This window comes from Sanguibacter biliveldensis, assembly GCF_033798665.1.
GTDB lineage: Bacteria > Actinomycetota > Actinomycetes > Actinomycetales > Cellulomonadaceae > Sanguibacter > Sanguibacter inulinus.
The window spans coordinates 219,002-236,920 of record NZ_CP138359.1; the positions used below are offsets into that span (position 1 = coordinate 219,002).

The window sequence follows — 17,919 nt, forward strand, 5'->3', positions numbered from 1 at the left end:
TCCCGCAGGCGACGGAGCCTGCAGGTGTGCACCCGTCGCCGACCGAGCCTGGAGGACAGCGTCCATGACCGTTGACCGCACCGTGAAGAGACGACGAGCCCAGAGGGTCGGGGCGCTCGCGCTCGCATCAGCCCTCGGACTGCTCGCACCAGCCGCCGCAGCCGCGCCGGCCGAGCCTGAGGCCGCGACCGCGACCTACGAGCTCACCACCACGCCGGCGCTCGCCACGAACCCGCTCAAGGGCTTCTTGCCCTTCGCGCCGGAGCCCGGCCAGACCGCCGAGTTCGCCGACCCCGACTTCCCGTACTCGATGGAGTGGTTCTACCTCCCCGTCGACTCTGTCGTGACGGGTGAGGGCACCTACGACTGGACGGCCGTCGAGTCCAGGCTCGACGCGATCGCCGAGCGCGGGCACCAGTCGGTGTTCCGCTTCTACCTCGACTACCCGGCGCAGGAGTCGGGCGTGCCGGACTACCTGCTCGGACCCGACGGCATCAGCCAGGAGCGCGCGTATGACTTCTTCGACAACGACGGCCTGAGCTTCTCGCCCGACTACGACGACCCCCGCGTGGTCGACATGATCGTCGACTTCGTCACCGCCTTCGGCGAGCAGTACGACGGGGACCCGCGCGTCGGCTACGTCACCGCCGGCCTCATCGGGTTCTGGGGAGAAGACCACACCTACCCGATGGACGGCGTGGTCTCCGACGAGAACCCCACGGGCGAGGACTGGATGCCGAGCCAGGCCACCCGCGAGACGATCTGGGACGCGTGGGACGCAGCCCTCGACGAAACCTGGTTGCTCGCCCGGTACCCGTCCGAGGCCGTCAAGGACCACGGCTTCGGCCTGCACGACGACTCCTTCGCCTACGCGACGCTGCCGACGACCGACTGGCACTTCCTCACCAAGGTCATCGCCGAGGGCATGCAGGACGCGTGGCAGCAGGCCCCGGTCGGCGGCGAGCTGTACCCGCCGCTGCAGACCTGCCTCTTCGACGACCCGCTGTCCTGCCCGGACGCAGCCGCTGAGATCGCCGCAGGACGTGACTACAACTTCGCGGACTCCGTCGACCAGACGCACATCAGCTGGATGATGAACCACCAGGCCTGGGCGACCGGGTACACAGGGCAGTCGCGCGAGCGGGCCGTCGCAGCCTCCGCCTCGCTCGGCTACGACCTCGCGGCCGTCCAGGGCAGCGTCACCCGGGGCGCTGGAGGCGTCGACGTGACGCTCGACCTCGAGAACCGCGGCGTCGCACCGTTCTACTACGACTGGCCGGCATCGATGGTCCTGCTCGACGCACAGGGCGAGATCCTCGCCGAGGCACCCGTCGACGCGAACCTGCCCGGGCTGCTCCCCGGGACCACGTCGACGGTCTCCGCGACGCTCGACACCACGGCGCTCGACCTCACGGGTGCGACCGTGGCGTTCTCGGTCCCCAACGTCATGGACGGCGGGCTGCCGCTGCGGTTCGCCAACGCCACCCAGGACGCCGACCGTGACGGCTACCTGTCCATCGGTGCCGTGCCGGCGCTCGCGGACGTCGCCCCGGTGGCTGCGCCGGTCGAGCCTGCACCCGTGGTGCCCGCCGCAGCAGCCGCACCGGCTGGTGCCGCAGGCGCCTCGCCGGCCGGCGACCTCGCTGCGACGGGCGCGTCGGCGACCAGCCTCGGCGTGGCCGCGGCAGGCGCCGCGACGCTCGGCGGAGCGCTCCTGCTCATGCGACGCAAGGCGCACGCAGGACGCTGACCGACGCAGGTGGCCCGGGAAGCACTGCTCCCCGGGCCACCTGCTCGTCCTGTCCCAGTGACAACCGCCACCCCGGCGGCAAAACGGGACCCACGTCCCCCGCGCGCGCCGAGCCACGGGCGATGATGACACCGTGACTCCTCCGGTGCCCCTAGAAGACGAGCTCGAACCTGTCGGACTCATCCGGCAGTCCGGTGTCGTGCTCCGGGTCGGGCGGATGCTGCTCGCCTCGGGCGGCGGCAGCTATCGGGTGCGGATCGCGATGGCGCAGGTCGGTCGGGCCCTCGGGCTCGACAGCGTCGAGGCGCAGGTGACGGTCAACGAGATCGTCGCGACCTCACGACGCGGCCCGATCTTCCGGACCGAGGTGACGCGCAGCCCGACCATCGGGGTGAACGCGAACCGCATGGTCCAGCTCGAGAGGCTGTGCTCGTCCCTCGAGCCCGGGGTGACCGCCGAGGAGGTCGCGGAGCGGCTCGACGAGATCGAGCAGACGCCGTTGCGCTACGGCACCTTCGCCAACGCCTTCTTCACGGGCGTCGCCTGTGCGGCCTTCGCCTTCCTCAACAACGGTGGTCTCGTCGAGGTCCTCGTCGTCCTGGTGGGCGCCAGCCTCGGCCAGCTCACGCGGCGCCTGCTGATCCACCGGGGCTACAACCAGCTCGGCGTGACCATGGTCGCCGCAGCCGTCGCGAGCGTCGTCTACCTCGGGATCGTCAACCTGCTCTTCGTCGCTGGGGCCGTCGACTCGATCCACGAGAGCGGGTACATCTCCGCGGTCTTGTTCCTCGTGCCGGGGTTCCCGCTCATCACCGCGGCGCTCGACCTCTCGCGCCTCGACTTCACAGCGGGGCTGTCCAGGCTGGCCTACGCGCTGATGATCATGATGTCCGCCGCGCTGAGCGTGTGGGGTGTCTCGGCCGTCATGGGCCTCACGCCGAACCCTGCTGGGCCGCTCGACCTCGGTGACGGGCAGCTGCTCGTGCTGCGGCTCGTCGCGAGCGCACTCGGTGTGCTCGGCTTCGCGGTGCTGTTCAACAGCCCGTGGCGGGTGGTCTTCGCGGCGGCCGGGATCGGCATGGTTGCCAACGTCATCAGGCTCGAGCTCCTCGACGCCGGGATGATCGCGCAGGGCGCCGCGGCGGCGGCCGGGCTAGTGGTCGGAGTCGCGGCGAACGTCGTGGCTCCGCGGATGCGGGTCCCGCGTCTGACGCTGTGCGTGCCGGCGGTGGTCATCATGGTGCCGGGGGCGTCGGCGTACAGGGCCGTGTACTTCCTCAACGCGGGCGAGACCGTCGACGCGCTGGCCTTCGGGGTGCAGGCGTCCTTCGTGGTGGTCGCCCTCGCGATCGGGCTGACGGTGGCACGGACGGTGACCGACACGTCGTGGGGGCGGGCGCCGCACTAGGGAGGTGGCGGCCTGCCTGCTTTGCTGCGTGCCTGCGTGCCTGCGTGCCTGCGTGCCTGCGTGCTGGTCGCCCGGCGACGGGCCGTCCGAGGTCGCAGTCTCAGCGACTCGGGCGACGTTTTGCTCCCAGGGCATCTGGGCAGGTAGCCTTGCACAGCCCGCAGAGGATCACGTGCTCAGCGGGCACAGCGCCGGGGTGACTCGGTGAGGAGACGTCGCATAGCCAGGTCTAGTGCGCCACCCTGCTAAGGTGGTAACGGGGCAACCCGTTCGAGGGTTCGAATCCCTCCGTCTCCGCCCCAGAACTTCAGAACAGAACCCCCGCCGAGCGATGCTCGACGGGGGTTCTGTCGTCTCGCCGATGCTGGCTGCTCGCGGCATCCAGGTGTAGGGATGCCCGTCTAGGCGAGGCCGTCTCGTATCGTGCGGGGATGGGCGGACGCAGACCGAGGCAGACCAGGGCGAACCGACCGTCCGACGTCGGGTCCGGAGATCACGACCGGGCGATCTCAGAGCTGGAGGATGCCGCAGATGTCGCTGCTGCCCGGGCCGCCCGGCAGGAGATGGCTGACGGTGGACACGCGATCCCTTGGGAACAGGTCAGGTCCGACCTCGGTCTGGACTGACATCCCTGTCCACCTGTCGTCGGGTCCATGACGGGGCGGCCGCCGAGAGTCCTGGCGCCGGCGGGTCAAGCCCTACTGTCTCCGTGCGCGGGCACAGCCGCAGGCCTCTGGATCAGCACCAGATAGGCCAGGGCCGAGACGGCCGCGACCGCGGCGAGCGACAGGCTCGCGGCCCCAGCCCCCCCGTGGTCCAGGGCGAGGCCGAGGGCGAGCGGGCCCACGACGGCGCCGAGGTCGCCGGTCGAGCGGAAGATGCCCATCGCGGCACCCTGGCGGCCGGGCGCGGCGACGTCGGCGAGGACGACTCCCGGGACGATGCCGCCCACAGCGGCCCCGACACCTGCGGCCACGACGACCGCGCCGAAGGCGAGCGGGCTGTCGGCGACCGGGTACAGGGCGATCGCCACGGCGGCGACGAGCATCCCGGGGACGAGCAGGCGGCGGCGCCACCCGGCGTCGAGCAGCCGGGCGAGCAGCGGCAGCAGGCCGAGCGAGACGAGGGTGATGACACCGATCGACAGACCCAGCTGCGTGGAGGTCATGCCGACGCGGTCGCCGAGGATCGGCACGAGCGACTGCTCCCCGCCGAACCGGATGACGAACACCGCGAAGCCGACGACGTTGAGCCCGACGAAGGCGGCAAGGTCTGTCGCGACGCGGCGGCGACCGCTGACCGGTCCGGCGGCGGCTGCCCCTGCCGCTGTCCCGGAGTCCCGCCCCGGGTCGAGGCGGGCGAGATCGTGACTTGGGAGCGAGATCGACCCTTCTACGTCACGATCTCGCTCCGAAGTCACGAGGTCGCTGCGCTGGTCGACCGTGGTGGCGGCACCATGGGTGGCTAGGGCGGCGGGGGGTGCTGGGGAGGGGGCTGAGGCAGGGGTGGAGACCGCAGGTACCTTTCCCCAGAACTCTCTGTCCGGCCGCAGCAGCGTCCAGACCAGGCACGCGACCGCCGGCACTGCTGCGGCGAAGAACACCGCGTGCAGCCCCCAGCGGTCGAGGACGAGGCCGCCGACGACAGGGCCCATCGCTCCACCGGCGAGCTGGACGGCCTGGGCCGTGGCGAGCACGGTTCCGCGGGCGTCGGCGGGGGCTCTGGCCGTGACGACGGCGAGGCCGATGGTCACGACCGAACCGCCGAGCACCCCGGCGAGGAACCGCGCGACTAGCAGCACCGGCAGCGTGGGCGCGAAGGCCGTGAGGACGGTGACGACCACGAGACCCACGAGCGCCCCGAGCAGCAGCCGCCGCGGTCCGAACCTGTCGGCCAGCAGCCCAGCCGGGATGTTGACCAGCAGCCGGCCGACGCCGAAGGCCGCGACGATCGCGCCGAGCAGGAAGGACGACACCGAGAACATGTCGCCGTAGCGGGGGAGAGCGGGGACGATCGCGCCCCAGGTGATCTGGGCGCTCGCGACGAGGCAGCAGGCAATGACGATCTGCTGGCGCAGCCGGGGTGGGAGCTGCTGACGCGCTGCCTTCCCCGGCCCGGGCGGTGTCCCAGCACCCGCGTCGGCAGGTCCCCGTGCACGGCCTCCGGAGCCGACCGTGGTGGTGACACCCGCACCGCCGCCGATACCCGCTCCCGCCCCGGCAGACGCCGTCCCGTCACCGACGACGCCCACCCGCCCCCGCGCGCTCACGCGAGCAGGTTCTCGCGCAGCGTCGTGCCCGCGTACGTGTCGCTGACCAGTCCGCGGCGGCGGAGCTCGGGGACGAGCAGATCGGTGACCTCGTAGAGCGAAGACGGCATGGACTGCGGGTTGCAGATCATGAACCCGCCGTTGGAGCCCGTCGCGAGGAACTGCTCCTCGAGCTCGTCGGCCACCTGCTCAGCCGTGCCCGCGATGGTCTGCTCGTAGCCCGTCGCGTACTTCCAGCCCTCCTCGAAGAACTCGGTGCGGGTGAGCACACCGTCGTCGCCGCGCCGCGCGATGAGGCGCTGCACGAACCCGGACTGGGTGGCCTGTGCGGCGGTGATCTGCGCGGCGACCTCCGCGAGCGTGAACTTCTCGGGCAGCACGGAGAAGTCGAAGCCCGAGTTGTACGACAGGTACGCCCCGACGGCGTCCTCGTCCATGAGCATCGTCGCCATCTCCTCCTTGCGGGCCGCGGCCTCGGCGGCCGTCCGCCCGAGGACCACCTGGGTGGCCCAGAGGATCCCGACGTCCTCGGGACGACGCCCTGCCTCGACGAGCGCGGCGTCGAGGGCTGCGCGGTGCTTGACCTGCGAGGGCAGGTGACCGCCGAGACCGAAGACGACGTCGGCGAAGGACGCGCTCGCGGCGATGCCGCGCGGCGACGCCCCGGCCTGCACGAGGACCGGGTGGCCCTGCGGGCTCGGCACCGACGGCAGCGGGCCTGCCACGTCGAAGTGCTCGCCGTGGTGGTCCACCCTGTGCACCTTCGACGGGTCGGCGAACTGCCCGGTGCTGCGGTCGCGGAGGATCGCGTCGGGCTCGACGGAGTCCCAGAGTGCCTTGCAGACGGAGACGAACTCTTCCATCCGCTCGTAGCGCTGGTCGTGGTCCATGAGCCCGTCGAAGCCGTAGTTGGCGGCGTCGGCCAGGCGCCCCGAGGCGACGACGTTGAAGGCCAGCCGGCCCTTCGTCACGTGGTCGAGGGAGTTGAGCAGGCGCGCCGTGTAGAAGGGGTGCATGTAGGTCGAGGAGTACGTCAGGCCGAAGCCGATGTGCGTCGTGGCCTGCGCCATCGCGGCGATGAACGGGCTCATGTCCTGCCGCGGCCACTGGATGCCGTAACGGATCGCGGCGTCCATCGACTGCTCCCAGGTGTCCGGGATGCCTGTGCCGTCGCCGAAGAACAGCATGTCGATGCCACCGCGCTCGGCCGCGACGGCCAGCTCGGTGAACATCCCGACGTCGGGGTAGTCCGCGCCCACCCAGGACCCGGGCGTGGCCCACTTGCCCTCGGTGTGCGTGAAGGAGATGTCGAAGGCGAGCTTCATGGTGGTCATCAGGGCCTCCCGGCGGGGATCGGCTCGGCGACGGCCACTGTCGAGGGCGACGGTGCTGTGGCGGACGGCGGTGCGGTGGGCTGTGCGGTGGACGGTGCGAGAGGTGCTGCAGACAGCGATGCGGACGTCGATAGGGCGGGCGGAGTCGCGGCAGACGGCGGGACGGACCCCGCAGCGGCTGCCGCGGCGTGCACCCACGCGGCGGCGACGCTCGCCGACGTCGCGACGACAGCGGCGTTCTGGGCGAGGACCGACAACGCATGGGTGTGGGTCTCGGCGTCGTAGGCGGCTGTCGCGTCCGAGGTCATGACGGCGCGGAAGCCGAGCTGGAAGGCGTCACGGACGGTCCCGTCGACGCAGCACTCGCTCGTGAGCCCGGCGGCGACCACCCAGGTCACCCCGGTCTCCCGGAGGTGGGCTTCCAGACCCGTCCCGAGGAAGCCGGAATACCGGCGCTTGGGGACGACGGTCTCGCCCGGGAGCGGTCCGACGCGGAACCACTCGGCCCCCGGGGTGCCGAGCACGCAGGGCTCGTCAGGCACGGGCCAGGTGCCCTCGTCGAGGCCGCGCAACCACAGCGACGTGAGCCACGGCGAGTCGGGCAGCTGCTCGAGCGCGACCCAGACGACAGGGACCCCGGACGACCGGGCCTGGTCCACGAGCCACGCCGTGCGCGTCACGGCGGCGTCGACCGCGGCGAGCCCGGCCTCGTCGAGCCACGGCAGGTGCGCCGGGTCGGCGAAGGACCGCTGGACGTCGACCACGAGCAGAGCGCCCTCGCCGAGCGGCCCTGGCAGCGGGTGCATCGTGCCCTCGACGTCGACGAGGGTGGTCCCCTCGGCCTGCGTCGTCCCGTCGAGCAGACCTGACTCGCCCGTGGCTGCAGCGCTGGGCAGGGCCGCAGTCGCGCCCAGGGTCCCGGCATCGCTTGGGGCCGCGGCCTCACCCGGTGCGGCGGCCGCGCGCAGAGACGCGGCGTCCTGCTGCGCCTGGGGCGCGTGCTGCCTCGCGCTCACGCGACACCCTCCAGCACGGACGCCGGCCGGAGCAGCGGCAGGACGGTCTCGCCGAAGACCGGGAGGTCGGCGTGGTAGTCGGGGAAGATCATCATGAGCCCGTCGATGCCGGTCTCCTCGACGAGCTCGGAGATGCGCTCGGAGACCGTCTCGGGCGAGCCGTGCACCACGGCCGTCTGGAAGGCCTCGTCCTCGGGGGCGGCGGCCGTCATGGACAGCGCCTTGTCGAGCGGCAGACCCCACGACGTCTTCATGTTGACGATCGCCTCGACGTCCGCGCCGCGCCCGTACTCGCGGCGCTTGGCCTCCGCCTCGGCGTCGGTCTCGCCGAGCACGACTGTGCACATCGAGTACGTCTTGATCGAGCGGCCGTTCTCGGCCGCCGCAGCCTTGACCTGGTCGGAGACCTTCCGCAGACCGGGCAGGTCGTCGGCCGTGAGGAACGACCCGTCGCAGTGCCGCGCCTGGAAGTCGACGCCTGCGGGGGAGCGGCCCGCGCTGATGAGCGTCGGGCGCACCTCGGGGTGCGGGCGGGACTGGCAGTCGTCGAGGTCGAAGAACTCGCCGTGGTGGGTCACCGAGTCTTCGGACCACAGGCGCTCCAGGACGCTCGTCCACTCCTCGGTGTACCTGTACCGGGCAGCATGGTCGAGGTTCTCGTCCCACAGACCCATCTGCGAGAACTCCTGCGCGTAGGCCCCCACGACGATGTTCATGCCGGCACGACCACCGCTGATCTGCTGCATGGTCGTGTACATCTTCGCGGCGATGGCCGGGTGGAACAGGTTGGTGTGGATGGTCGCCCAGATCTTCACGCGGCTCGTGGCCTCGGCCAGCCCGGACATCATCGACACGGACTCGAGGGTGCGACCCCAGTGGTCGGTCGTGCCGCCGTAGCCGCGCCACTTGCCCATCGACATGATGAAGTCGAGCCCGGCATCCTCCGCGAGGACCGCGGCCTTCCGGTTGTAGTCGTAGGTGGCCTGCGGGTGGGGTGCGGTCTCGGACATGATCCAGCCGCCGTTGCCGATCGGCAGGAAGATGCCGAGCTCGGGGCCTGAGGTCGGGGTGCTGGTGGTGGCGTCTGTCGTCGTCATGGTGGTCCTTCGTCGTGCGGTGTGGTCTAGCGGGGTGCCGGGCTGTGGGTCCGGTCACGGAGCGGGTTCGGTCAGGGAGCAGGCCAGACGAGCTCGGTGCCGTCGTAGATCGCGGTGAGGAAGGCCGGGTCGAAGACGTCGCTCACCGTCGGCAGCTCGTCGAGCTCGCCCGAGGCGAGGAGCGCCTCGCCCTCGGAGGTGGTCAGCGCGTCGTCGTGGAAGCCGAGCGGGCTGCCCTCGGGGGTCGACTCCGTGACGAGGGCCGACTCGGTCTCCCAGATCTTGAGGTTGTGCTCTTCGTCGTAGCCGGACTCGGCGACGTCGGCCGCGAAGCCGACACACTCGGCGCCGTTGGTCTCGCAGTACTCGAAGGCCTTGGACGTCGCGCGCAGGTAGTCCTCGACAGCGGTCGGGTGCTCGTCAGCGAAGGCCGGGTTGGCGACGATCGTGCCGAAGGACCCAGAGATGCCGTAGTCCTCGGGGTTCCACTCGGTGACCTCTTCGCCCATGGCGGCGAGCAGCAGCGGCTCGTTCGACTTGTATCCGGTGAGCGACTGCACCTGGCCGCGGGGTAGGACGGTCGGGTCGTAGCCGACCTCGACCTGCTCGATCGCGTCGAGGTCCACGCCCTCCTCGACGAGCATCGCGCGCAGCGGGGCGGGCAGGGAGCCCTTGTGGCCGAGGGTCGTGCCCTCGAGCTGCGTGAGGTCGGCGATGTCGGTCCCGGTCATGAGGGTCGCGATCGGCACGTGGCCCCAGGTCGCGATGCCCGTGACGTCGATGCCTCCCGCGACGGCCTTGAGGGCCTCCGCGTCGTTGCCGAGCGAGGTGATCTGGGCGGTGCCGGCCGCGACGAGCTGCGCGTTCGCCGCGGTGTCGCCGGTGCCCGGCTGGATCTCGACGTCGAGGCACAGGGCGTCGAAGTAGCCGAGGGAGTCGGCGGCGAGGGCCTCGAGGATGCCCGCGGAGGACTGGTACTGGTACCCGGTGATGTAGGTGATCGTGCCCGCGGCCTCGTTCTCGGCGCAGCGCTCGGCGGAGATCGCGCTGCCCTCGGCGGCGGCCGACCCGGACGGGGCGGAGTCGTCGGAACCTTCCGCGTCGCCCGAGCAGGCGGCGAGGGAGAGCAGCAGGGCTGCCCCCACGGTCGCGGCGAGGACGGGCCGGGACGAGCTGGAGGCGCTGAGCTGACGGCGGTATCGGGGAGCCATGGTGGTGCCTTTCGCAGAAGAGCCGGGGAGTGGGGGTGCACGTACTGCGGGGACTTCGGACGCGGGACTACGGTCTCGGGGCCAGGGACAGGCCCGAGGGGCTAGGAGGCTGCAGGGGCAGCGGGCGGGACACGGGCGGTGCCGGGTCTGGCACGTCGGGAAGCTGGTGACCGGCGGTCCTGGCGACGGTCGGGAGGTGCCATCGGCAGAGGGACCCGACGGTCAGCTGGTCGCGCCCTGCTGGGACTCGTGCCAGAACAGCAGGCGCTTCTCGATCACGGTGATGAGCAGGAGCATCACCACGCCCATCGCGGCCAGCCAGGCGATCGCCGCGTAGAGCTGGGCGAGCTGGGAGTTCGCGGCCGAGGTCTTGATCATCGTGCCGAGGCCAGACGACGAGCCCGGGGCGACGAACTCGGCGACCACGGCCCCGACGATCGACAGCGGGAGCACGACGCGCAGGGCGGCGAGCGTGAAGGGCAGGGCGCTCGGCATCCGCAGGCGCAGCAGCACCTCGAGACGCGAGGCGTGCAGCGTCGAGAAGACGTGCAGCACGGGGACCGGCACAGACCGCAAGCCCGTCGTGACGTTGATGAGCACCGGGAAGAACGTGATGATCGCGGTGACGATCACCTTCGGTGTCATGCCGAAGCCGAAGGCCACGACGAGCGCCGGGGCCAGCGCGACCACGGGCGTCACGTTGAGGACGATCGCGAGCGGCATGATCGCCCGGCGCAGCACCCCGATCTCGCTCATCACGACTGCGAGGACGAAGGCGGCGCCGAAGCCGATGCCCAGCCCGACGATCGCGATCTGCAGGGTCGCCCACGCGTTCGAGGCGAAGAGTGCCGAGTCCTCGACGAGCAGGTCGCCGACAGCCGAGAGCGGCGGCAGCAGGTACTTGTTCTCCGACGCGACCCACGACCACGCGAGGGCCACCACGACGACCGAGACCGTCGTCGGCAACCAGGTCGAGGGGCGCAGACTGCGCGGGAATCGCGACCGACCGCGGCTGGTGGCGGAGACGCGACCCGCTGGAGAGGTGGTCTGCGCCGCCAGGGCAGGACCTGACTGCTCGGCGGGCGCCGGGACCACCGGGGTGCCGCCGGCGGGCGTCGTGTCCGTCACCGCGGTCACGGCGAGGCCGTGCGCGGCGCTCGCGGTGTAGACGTGCGGCGACGCAGCGGATGTGCCGTCCTGCGCTGTCGAGGTGCCGTGAGCAGCCATCGTGGGCCTCCTTCTCGGGCTGGTCGGGCGGGTCGGGGTCGAGGGGCGGCCGGAGGTCGTCGGGCGGGCCGGCGTCGACGGGGTGGTCGTCACCGGCGTCACCCGGCCACGAGGTCGACCGGGGCTGCTCCGGCCTCCCACGCGCCTTGGAGGCTCGCGCGGACGCGGTCTTCGATGGTGTGCAGCTGCGGGCTGAGCAGGACGTCGGCGCCGCGCGGCCGGGGTAGGTCGACGTCGATCACCTCGTGGACCTGACCGGGGCGGGCCGACATCACGACGATCTGGTCGGAGAGCGTCACGGCCTCGCGGACGGAGTGCGTGACGAACAGGACCGTCGTGCGCATCCGCTGCCACAGGGTGAGCAGCTGGAGCCTCAGGGCCTCGCGGGTGAACTCGTCGAGGGCCGAGAACGGCTCGTCCATGAGCAGGATCTCCGGGCGCAGGCCGAAGGCCCGGGCGATCGCGACCCGCTGCTGCATGCCGCCCGACAGCGCGCCCGGGTGCTTGTCGGCCGCGTCGGTGAGGTTGACCATGTCGAGCAACGAGTCGACGTCCGCGAAGGCGTCGAGACCCGGCGCTGACGGGACGGGGTGCTTGCGCTCGCGCTCCGCCCGGCGACGGTCGGCACGACGGTTGACCTTGTGGGGCAGCTCGACGTTCTGCCGGACCGTGAGCCACGGCAGCAGCGCGGGAGCCTGCGGCACGAGCCCGACAGACTTGGCCGTGCAGGCCTCCTCAGGGGTGGCCCCGAAGATGGTGATCGACCCGTCGTCGAAGCCTTCGAGACCGGCGACGGCACGCAGCAGCGTCGACTTGCCGCAGCCGCTCGGGCCGATGAGGCTGACGAAGGTGCCACGTGGCACGACCAGCTCGACGTCCGAGAGGGCGGCGACGCTCGTCCCCGGGTACGTCTTGTGCAGCCCGCGGACGACGATGTGGTCCGGGTCCGCGACGACGTGCGGGGCGAGGGCCCCGGCAGTGCTGACACCCGCGGCGGCTCCCGAGGTGTGGGCGTCGGGTGCGACGGCCTCGGCGCTCACGACGCCACCTGGGCGAGCGCGCGGAACATCCGGCCCTGGTAGGTGAGCGGCTCGCGCTCGCCGAGGTGCACGTGCTGCACCTCGAGCAGGATCACCGTGTGGTCGCCCGCCGTGTACCTCTCGTGCACGCGGCCCTCGAGGGCGACAGTCGCACCCGAGAGCACCGGGGCGCCTGTCGGACCGGCCGGGAAGTCGGCCGCGGCGAACTTGTCGGCACCCCGCGTCGCGAAGATCTTCGACAGGTGCGCCTGGTCGGCCGCGAGGATGTTGATCGAGGCGGTCTCGGCCACGAGGAAGGCGTCGTGGCACTCGGCCGTGTCTGCGAGGCAGACGAGCACGAGGGCCGGGCTCATCGACACCGAGGTGACCGAGTTCGCGGTGAAGCCGTATCGCGCACCGTCGACCTCGGCGGTCACGACGCTGACCGAGGTGACCATCTGCGCAAGGCCCTCGCGGAAGGCTGCGGGGTTCGCGGCGATGTCGGTCACGGGCTGGGGAGTCGTGGCAGTGCTCGTGCTGGTGTCGACGGAGGTGAGGGTGACGGGTGAGGTGGTCATGCGCGGGGCTCCTTCGATGAGCGGTGCGTGCGGGGACGACGAGGGGAGCGCCGTCGCGGAGGTCGACGCGCGGTGTCTCGAGCTGCCCGGGGGACGGGGGCTGCGAGGACTGCGCGGTCGACGAGGGCGACGGTGCTCTGGTGCGGACGGCTGGGCCGTCAGGGGGAGGCCGCTCAGGCGGGGTGGTCTGCCCCGGCGTTCCGGAGAGGTCCGGCCGGCTGCGGCCTGGAGGGTGCGCTCAGGCGGCGACGGGCGAGCCGGCGAGCGCCGACCTCACGAGCCACGCGTGCTGCGCGCACCAGGTGGCTATGGGGTCCCGGACCGAGGGGTCTTCGGTCGCTGCGGACCCGACGTGCACGAGGGACTGCTCCTGCAGGTACACCGCGGGCGTCGGGCACGTCGCGCCGAGCTCGAGGAGCACCGGACGCAGGTACGCCTCGGCGGAGACAGCGTGACCAGGGGAGGCACCGACCATGACCGGGACGGTGACGACGCCGGTGAGCCCGCCGGGCGGGAAACGGTCGAGGAATGCCTTGAGCAGGCCCGTGTAGCTGCCCTTGTAGACGGGGCTCGCGACGACCAGCAGGCGGGCCGCGCCGATCGCGGTCACGGCCTCAGACGCCGGGACCGACCCGGGGTCGAGGACCGCCGGACCAAGGTCCGCGAGGTCCACGACGGACTGGTCGAGGTCCCCCGCGAGGGCGGAGAGAAAGGTGGTGGCGGCGCTCGCGGTGCGCGAGCCCTGCCGGGGGTTCCCTACGAGTGCGTAGGCAGAAGACTGGCCCATGGGCCCTCCTTGTCGGTACCTCGCCCCGAGGGGTGAGGTGCGTCGGAGAGCGGGCGGAAGCGTGATGGTCGACGGCCCGCGGGGATCGTTGACAGGCGTCACGCTACGGGCCGTGTGTTTCCGGATCAGACGCCCAGTGTTACGAGCGTGCGACGAACTGCGGAGACCTCAGGCGAGCATCCGGGCGACCTCGGGCGTCGCACCCCCGCGCACGAGTGCGACCTCGACGCCCTGCTGCGTCAGGGCGGCGGGCAGCCACGCCCCGGTGACGAAGAGCCTCTCGAAGGGCTCGTTCACGACGATCACCGTCCGGGCGGTGGGGACCTGCGAGCGCAGCCACGCGAGCTTGAAGGCGTCGGCGAGCACCTTGTTGCGCTGCGCGGACTTGACCGGGCCTGCGGCGTAGGTCACCTGGACGAGCACGGCACCGGCGACCCCGAGGCTGTCGGGGGCACCGACCCCCGCGCCGTCGACCCCGACGCGCACCCCGCCGGGGAGCGTGAAGTCGCGCGGTGCGAGACGTACCCCGAGGTGGGTGGCCAGCGCGTCGAGGAGCGCGGCGTCGTGCGGGGGCAGGGCTGTGGTCGCCATGCCCGGGAGCCTACGGCCGCAGTGTTCCGTGCGCGTTACGCGACCAGCCGACTGGCCGACCGCCGACTGTCAGGTGCGAGATCGTGACTTCGGAGCGAGATCGATCCTCCGGAGTCACGATCTCGCTCGAAGGTCACGATCTCGTTCCCGAAGGGTGGGAGGGGAGCGCGGCGCAGTGTGGGAGGGGAGCGGGGCGCGGCGCGGACGGCGTGCGCGCGCTCGTCGGTAGGCTGGGTGTGCCGGGGGCGGTACGACGACCGCACCTCCGAGCCACCCCTGCCACACCCCTGCCCTTCCCGGTCCGACCTGAAGGATCCGCCTCCATGCTCCGTGCTGTGCTCTTCGACCTCGACGGTGTCCTCACACCGACCGCCGAGCTCCACATGCGCGCGTGGGAACGGCTGTTCGCGCCGTTCTGCACCGCCCGTGGGCTCGCGCCGTACACCGACGCCGACTACTTCGCGCACATCGACGGGAAGCCGCGCTTCGACGGCGTCCACACCATGCTCGCCTCGCGCGGCGTCGAGCTCCCGTGGGGCTCGACCGACGACGCGCCCGGTGAGTCGACCGTCTGCGCCCTGGGCAACGAGAAGAACCAGATCGTCAACGCGATGTTCGTCGAGGAGGGCATCGACCCCTACCCGGGTTCTGTCCGGTTCCTCGACGCCGTGACCGCCGCCGGTGCGCACGTCGCCGTCGTGTCCTCGTCACGCAACGCCCCGTCGGTGCTCGCCGCCGCCGGGATCGCCGACCGTTTCGAGGTCGTCGTCGACGGAGCCGTCGCCGAGCGTGACGGCCTGCCCGGCAAGCCCGCCCCCGACACCTACCTGCGCGCCGCCGAGCTGCTCGGTGTGACCGCAGCCGAGGCGATCGTCGTCGAAGACGCGCTCTCGGGCGTCCGGTCCGGGCGAGCCGGCAGCTTCGGCCTCGTGCTCGGCGTGGACCGGGGTGTCGGACCCGACGCGCTGCTCGCCGCCGGCGCGGACCTCGTGGTCTCCGACCTCGGCGAGCTCGACGCATCCATCCTGACCCGCTCAGCCGGTCCGTCGGCCGGTCCGGCCGAGGGCAGCTCTGCGCGCACCGACGGGGGAGAGCAGTGATCCACCGCACGCCTGCCGAGAAGCACCACGTCGACCGCAGCAGGTTCCCGGCCGACGAGTGGCGCCTCGTCGAGACACGCTTCTCGACCGAAGACCTCGGTGTCACCGAGACGCTGTTCTCGGTCGCCAACGGCTACCTCGGGCTGCGCGGCAACGTCGAGGAAGGGCGCGAGTCCCACACCCACGGTACCTTCGTCAACGGCTTCCACGAGACGTGGCAGATCCGTCACGCCGAGGAGGCCTTCGGCCTCGCGCAGGTCGGCCAGACGATCGTCAACGCCCCCGACGCCAAGGTGATCCGCCTGTACGTCGACGACGAGCCGCTCCTGCTGCCCGTCGCCGAGCTCGTCGACTACGAGCGCTCCCTCGACATGCGCGACGGCGTGCTGCGCCGCGAGATCGTGTGGATCACCCCCGGCGGCAAGCGGGTGCGGATCCGGTCGCAGCGCATGGTGTCCTTCGCGGAGCGCCACCTCGCGGTGATGACCTTCGAGGTGACGATGCTCGACGAGTCTGCGCCCGTCGCGATCTCCTCGCAGATCCTCAACCGGCAGGACGGCGAGGACGAGTACCACGTGCGCGCCGCCGCCATGGGTGAGGGCTTCGACCCGCGCAAGGCCAACCAGTTCACCGACAGGGTGCTGCACCCGCAGATGCAGTCGGCGGACGACGACCGTCTGGTGCTCTCGTACTCGGTGGCGAACTCGGGCATGACGCTGGCTGTCGCGGCCGAGCACCACATGGTGACGGACAACCTCGTCGACCTGCACACCTTCGTCGAGGGTGACGTGGCCAAGCACGTGTTCCGCGTGGACGCGCAGCCCGGCCAGCCGATCCACCTCACCAAGACCGTGGCGTACCACACCTCCCGCGGCGTGCCGGCGCGCGAGCTCGTCGACAGGTGCGGCCGCACCCTCGACCGCGCGCGGCGTGACGGGCTCGAGGGCACCTTCCGTGCGCAGCGGACGTGGCTCGACGAGTTCTGGGCACGCTCCGACGTCGAGATCCCCGGCCAGCCGGAGATCCAGCAGGCCGTGCGCTGGAACCTGTACCAGCTGGCGCAGGCGACGGCCCGCGCCGAGGGCAGCGGTGTCCCCGCCAAGGGCCTCACGGGTTCTGGCTACGGAGGCCACTACTTCTGGGACACGGAGATCTACGTGCTCCCGTTCCTCACCTACACGAGCCCCCGGTACGCCCGGAACGCGCTGCGCTTCCGCTACCAGATGCTCGACGCCGCGCGGAAGCGCGCGAGCCAGGTGTCGCAGCAGGGCGCGCTGTTCCCGTGGCGCACCATCAACGGCGAAGAGGCGTCCGCGTACTACGCCGCAGGCACGGCGCAGTACCACATCGACGCCGACGTCAGCTATGCGCTCGTCCAGTACGTCCTCGCGACAGGGGACCGCGAGTTCCTCGAGCGCGAGGGTGTCGACATCCTCGTCGAGACCGCGCGCATGTGGGCCGACCTCGGGTTCTGGCGGGTCAACGGGGACGACGAGTTCCACATCCACGGTGTCACCGGCCCTGACGAGTACACGACCGTCGTCAACGACAACCTCTTCACCAACGTCATGGCGCGCTTCAACCTGCGTGCCGCTGTGCGGGCTCTCGAGATCATCGGCGAGACGGACCCTGCGTCCAGGGCCGACGTCGACGCCCGGCTGGGCATCACGCCCGCCGAGGTGCACGAGTGGTCCAAGGCCGCCGAGAAGATGTCGATCCCGTGGGCCGAGCACCTGGGCATCCACCCGCAGGACTTCCACTTCCTCGAGCGCGAGGTGTGGGACGTCGCGGCGACCCCGGCCGACCGCCGACCGCTGCTGCTGCACTACCACCCGCTCGTCATCTACCGCTACCAGGTGCTCAAGCAGGCCGACGTGGTGCTCGCGCTGTTCCTCCAGGGGAACCAGTTCACCGCCGAGGAGAAGCTCGCGGACTTCGAGTACTACGACCCGTTGACCACGGGCGACTCGACGCTCTCGGGCGTGGTGCAGTCGATCGTGGCTGCCGAGGTCGGGTACCAGGACCTCGCGCTCGAGTACTTCGAGAAGTCCGTCTACGTGGACCTCGCGAACCTGCACGCCAACGCCTCCGACGGTGTCCACGTGGCCTCGGCGGGTGGTTCGTGGTCGGCGCTCGCCTTCGGCTTCGGCGGGATGCGCGACCACGACGGGCACGTCGCCTTCGACCCGCGCCTGCCGGCGTCGTGGGACTCGCTCACCTTCCGGGTGACGGTCAAGGGCTCGCGTCTGCGCGTCCACCTCACAGCCGACGCGATCGAGCTGACCTGCGAGACCGGCGACGGTGCGCACGTCTCGGTCCGCGGCGAGCAGGTCGACGTCCGCCCGGGCGAGCCGACAGTCGTCGCCCTCGCCGACCAGGGGCCGCGACGCTCGGGTCGCCCGAGCATGCGGCGGCTCTCGGGCAACCGGCGCGAAGACGGCACGCTCATCCAGGCGACCGTCCCGCACTCCTGAGACGGAGCCGTCGCCAGGCGCGACGGCCAGCAGGACGACGGCCAGCAGGACGACGGCC

14 protein-coding genes and 1 tRNA gene are annotated in these 17,919 nt (G+C 71.5%); 5 read left to right on the plus strand and 10 right to left on the minus strand.

Annotated elements, in window-relative coordinates; translation table 11 throughout:
* The first annotated feature begins 64 nt into the window (after window positions 1–64).
* From SANBI_RS00980 to SANBI_RS00990, 3 genes are all read left to right on the plus strand, one after another.
* Entirely contained in the window at window positions 65–1,750 is a 1,686-nt protein-coding gene (locus SANBI_RS00980; protein WP_319158090.1) for a DUF4832 domain-containing protein, read from the plus strand.
* A 133-nt stretch (window positions 1,751–1,883) separates the two neighbouring features.
* Window positions 1,884–3,158, plus strand: a complete 1,275-nt coding sequence (locus SANBI_RS00985; RefSeq protein ID WP_319158092.1) for a threonine/serine exporter family protein — start codon at window positions 1,884–1,886, stop codon at window positions 3,156–3,158.
* 208 nt (window positions 3,159–3,366) lie between these two features.
* Window positions 3,367–3,455, plus strand: a tRNA-Ser gene (locus tag SANBI_RS00990).
* A gap of 394 nt (window positions 3,456–3,849) precedes the next feature.
* Here the strand turns inward: SANBI_RS00990 and SANBI_RS00995 are convergent.
* The 10 genes from SANBI_RS00995 to SANBI_RS01040 form a co-directional block, all read right to left on the minus strand.
* Window positions 3,850–5,427 carry an MFS transporter gene (locus tag SANBI_RS00995; RefSeq protein WP_319158094.1) on the minus strand — a complete coding sequence of 526 codons (1,578 nt, stop codon included), beginning with the start codon at window positions 5,425–5,427 and terminating at the stop codon, window positions 3,850–3,852.
* Window positions 5,424–6,761, minus strand: a complete 1,338-nt coding sequence (locus tag SANBI_RS01000) for an NtaA/DmoA family FMN-dependent monooxygenase (RefSeq protein ID WP_319158096.1) — start codon at window positions 6,759–6,761, stop codon at window positions 5,424–5,426. Before SANBI_RS01000 ends, SANBI_RS00995 begins: the two co-directional genes overlap by 4 nt.
* A complete protein-coding gene (locus SANBI_RS01005) occupies window positions 6,761–7,777 on the minus strand; it encodes a cysteine hydrolase family protein (RefSeq protein WP_319158099.1) in 1,017 nt (338 codons plus the stop codon). Before SANBI_RS01005 ends, SANBI_RS01000 begins: the two co-directional genes overlap by 1 nt.
* On the minus strand, window positions 7,774–8,874 hold the full coding sequence (locus tag SANBI_RS01010) for an LLM class flavin-dependent oxidoreductase (RefSeq protein WP_319158101.1): 1,101 nt from the start codon (window positions 8,872–8,874) through the stop codon (window positions 7,774–7,776). The genes SANBI_RS01005 and SANBI_RS01010 overlap by 4 nt, the downstream gene beginning before the upstream one ends.
* Before the next feature lie 71 nt (window positions 8,875–8,945).
* On the minus strand, window positions 8,946–10,085 hold the full coding sequence (locus tag SANBI_RS01015) for an ABC transporter substrate-binding protein (protein ID WP_319158103.1): 1,140 nt from the start codon (window positions 10,083–10,085) through the stop codon (window positions 8,946–8,948).
* A 222-nt stretch (window positions 10,086–10,307) separates the two neighbouring features.
* On the minus strand, window positions 10,308–11,312 hold the full coding sequence (locus SANBI_RS01020; protein ID WP_319158105.1) for an ABC transporter permease: 1,005 nt from the start codon (window positions 11,310–11,312) through the stop codon (window positions 10,308–10,310).
* A gap of 98 nt (window positions 11,313–11,410) precedes the next feature.
* Complete coding sequence (locus tag SANBI_RS01025) at window positions 11,411–12,352, minus strand: ABC transporter ATP-binding protein (protein ID WP_319158107.1); 942 nt, start codon at window positions 12,350–12,352, stop codon at window positions 11,411–11,413.
* Window positions 12,349–12,909: a flavin reductase family protein gene (locus SANBI_RS01030; RefSeq protein WP_319158108.1), complete on the minus strand. Its 561-nt coding sequence runs from the start codon at window positions 12,907–12,909 to the stop codon at window positions 12,349–12,351. The genes SANBI_RS01025 and SANBI_RS01030 overlap by 4 nt, the downstream gene beginning before the upstream one ends.
* A 238-nt stretch (window positions 12,910–13,147) precedes the next feature.
* Entirely contained in the window at window positions 13,148–13,696 is a 549-nt protein-coding gene (locus tag SANBI_RS01035; protein ID WP_319158110.1) for an NADPH-dependent FMN reductase, read from the minus strand.
* Window positions 13,697–13,864: 168 nt separating this feature from the next.
* Window positions 13,865–14,287, minus strand: a complete 423-nt coding sequence (locus SANBI_RS01040; protein ID WP_319158112.1) for a hypothetical protein — start codon at window positions 14,285–14,287, stop codon at window positions 13,865–13,867.
* A gap of 323 nt (window positions 14,288–14,610) precedes the next feature.
* On the opposite strand from SANBI_RS01040, the gene SANBI_RS01045 reads away from it, so the two are divergent.
* Window positions 14,611–15,387: an HAD family hydrolase gene (locus SANBI_RS01045; protein ID WP_319158114.1), complete on the plus strand. Its 777-nt coding sequence runs from the start codon at window positions 14,611–14,613 to the stop codon at window positions 15,385–15,387.
* Window positions 15,384–17,861, plus strand: a complete 2,478-nt coding sequence (locus SANBI_RS01050) for a glycoside hydrolase family 65 protein (protein WP_319158116.1) — start codon at window positions 15,384–15,386, stop codon at window positions 17,859–17,861. Before SANBI_RS01045 ends, SANBI_RS01050 begins: the two co-directional genes overlap by 4 nt.
* Window positions 17,862–17,919 lie beyond the last annotated feature (58 nt).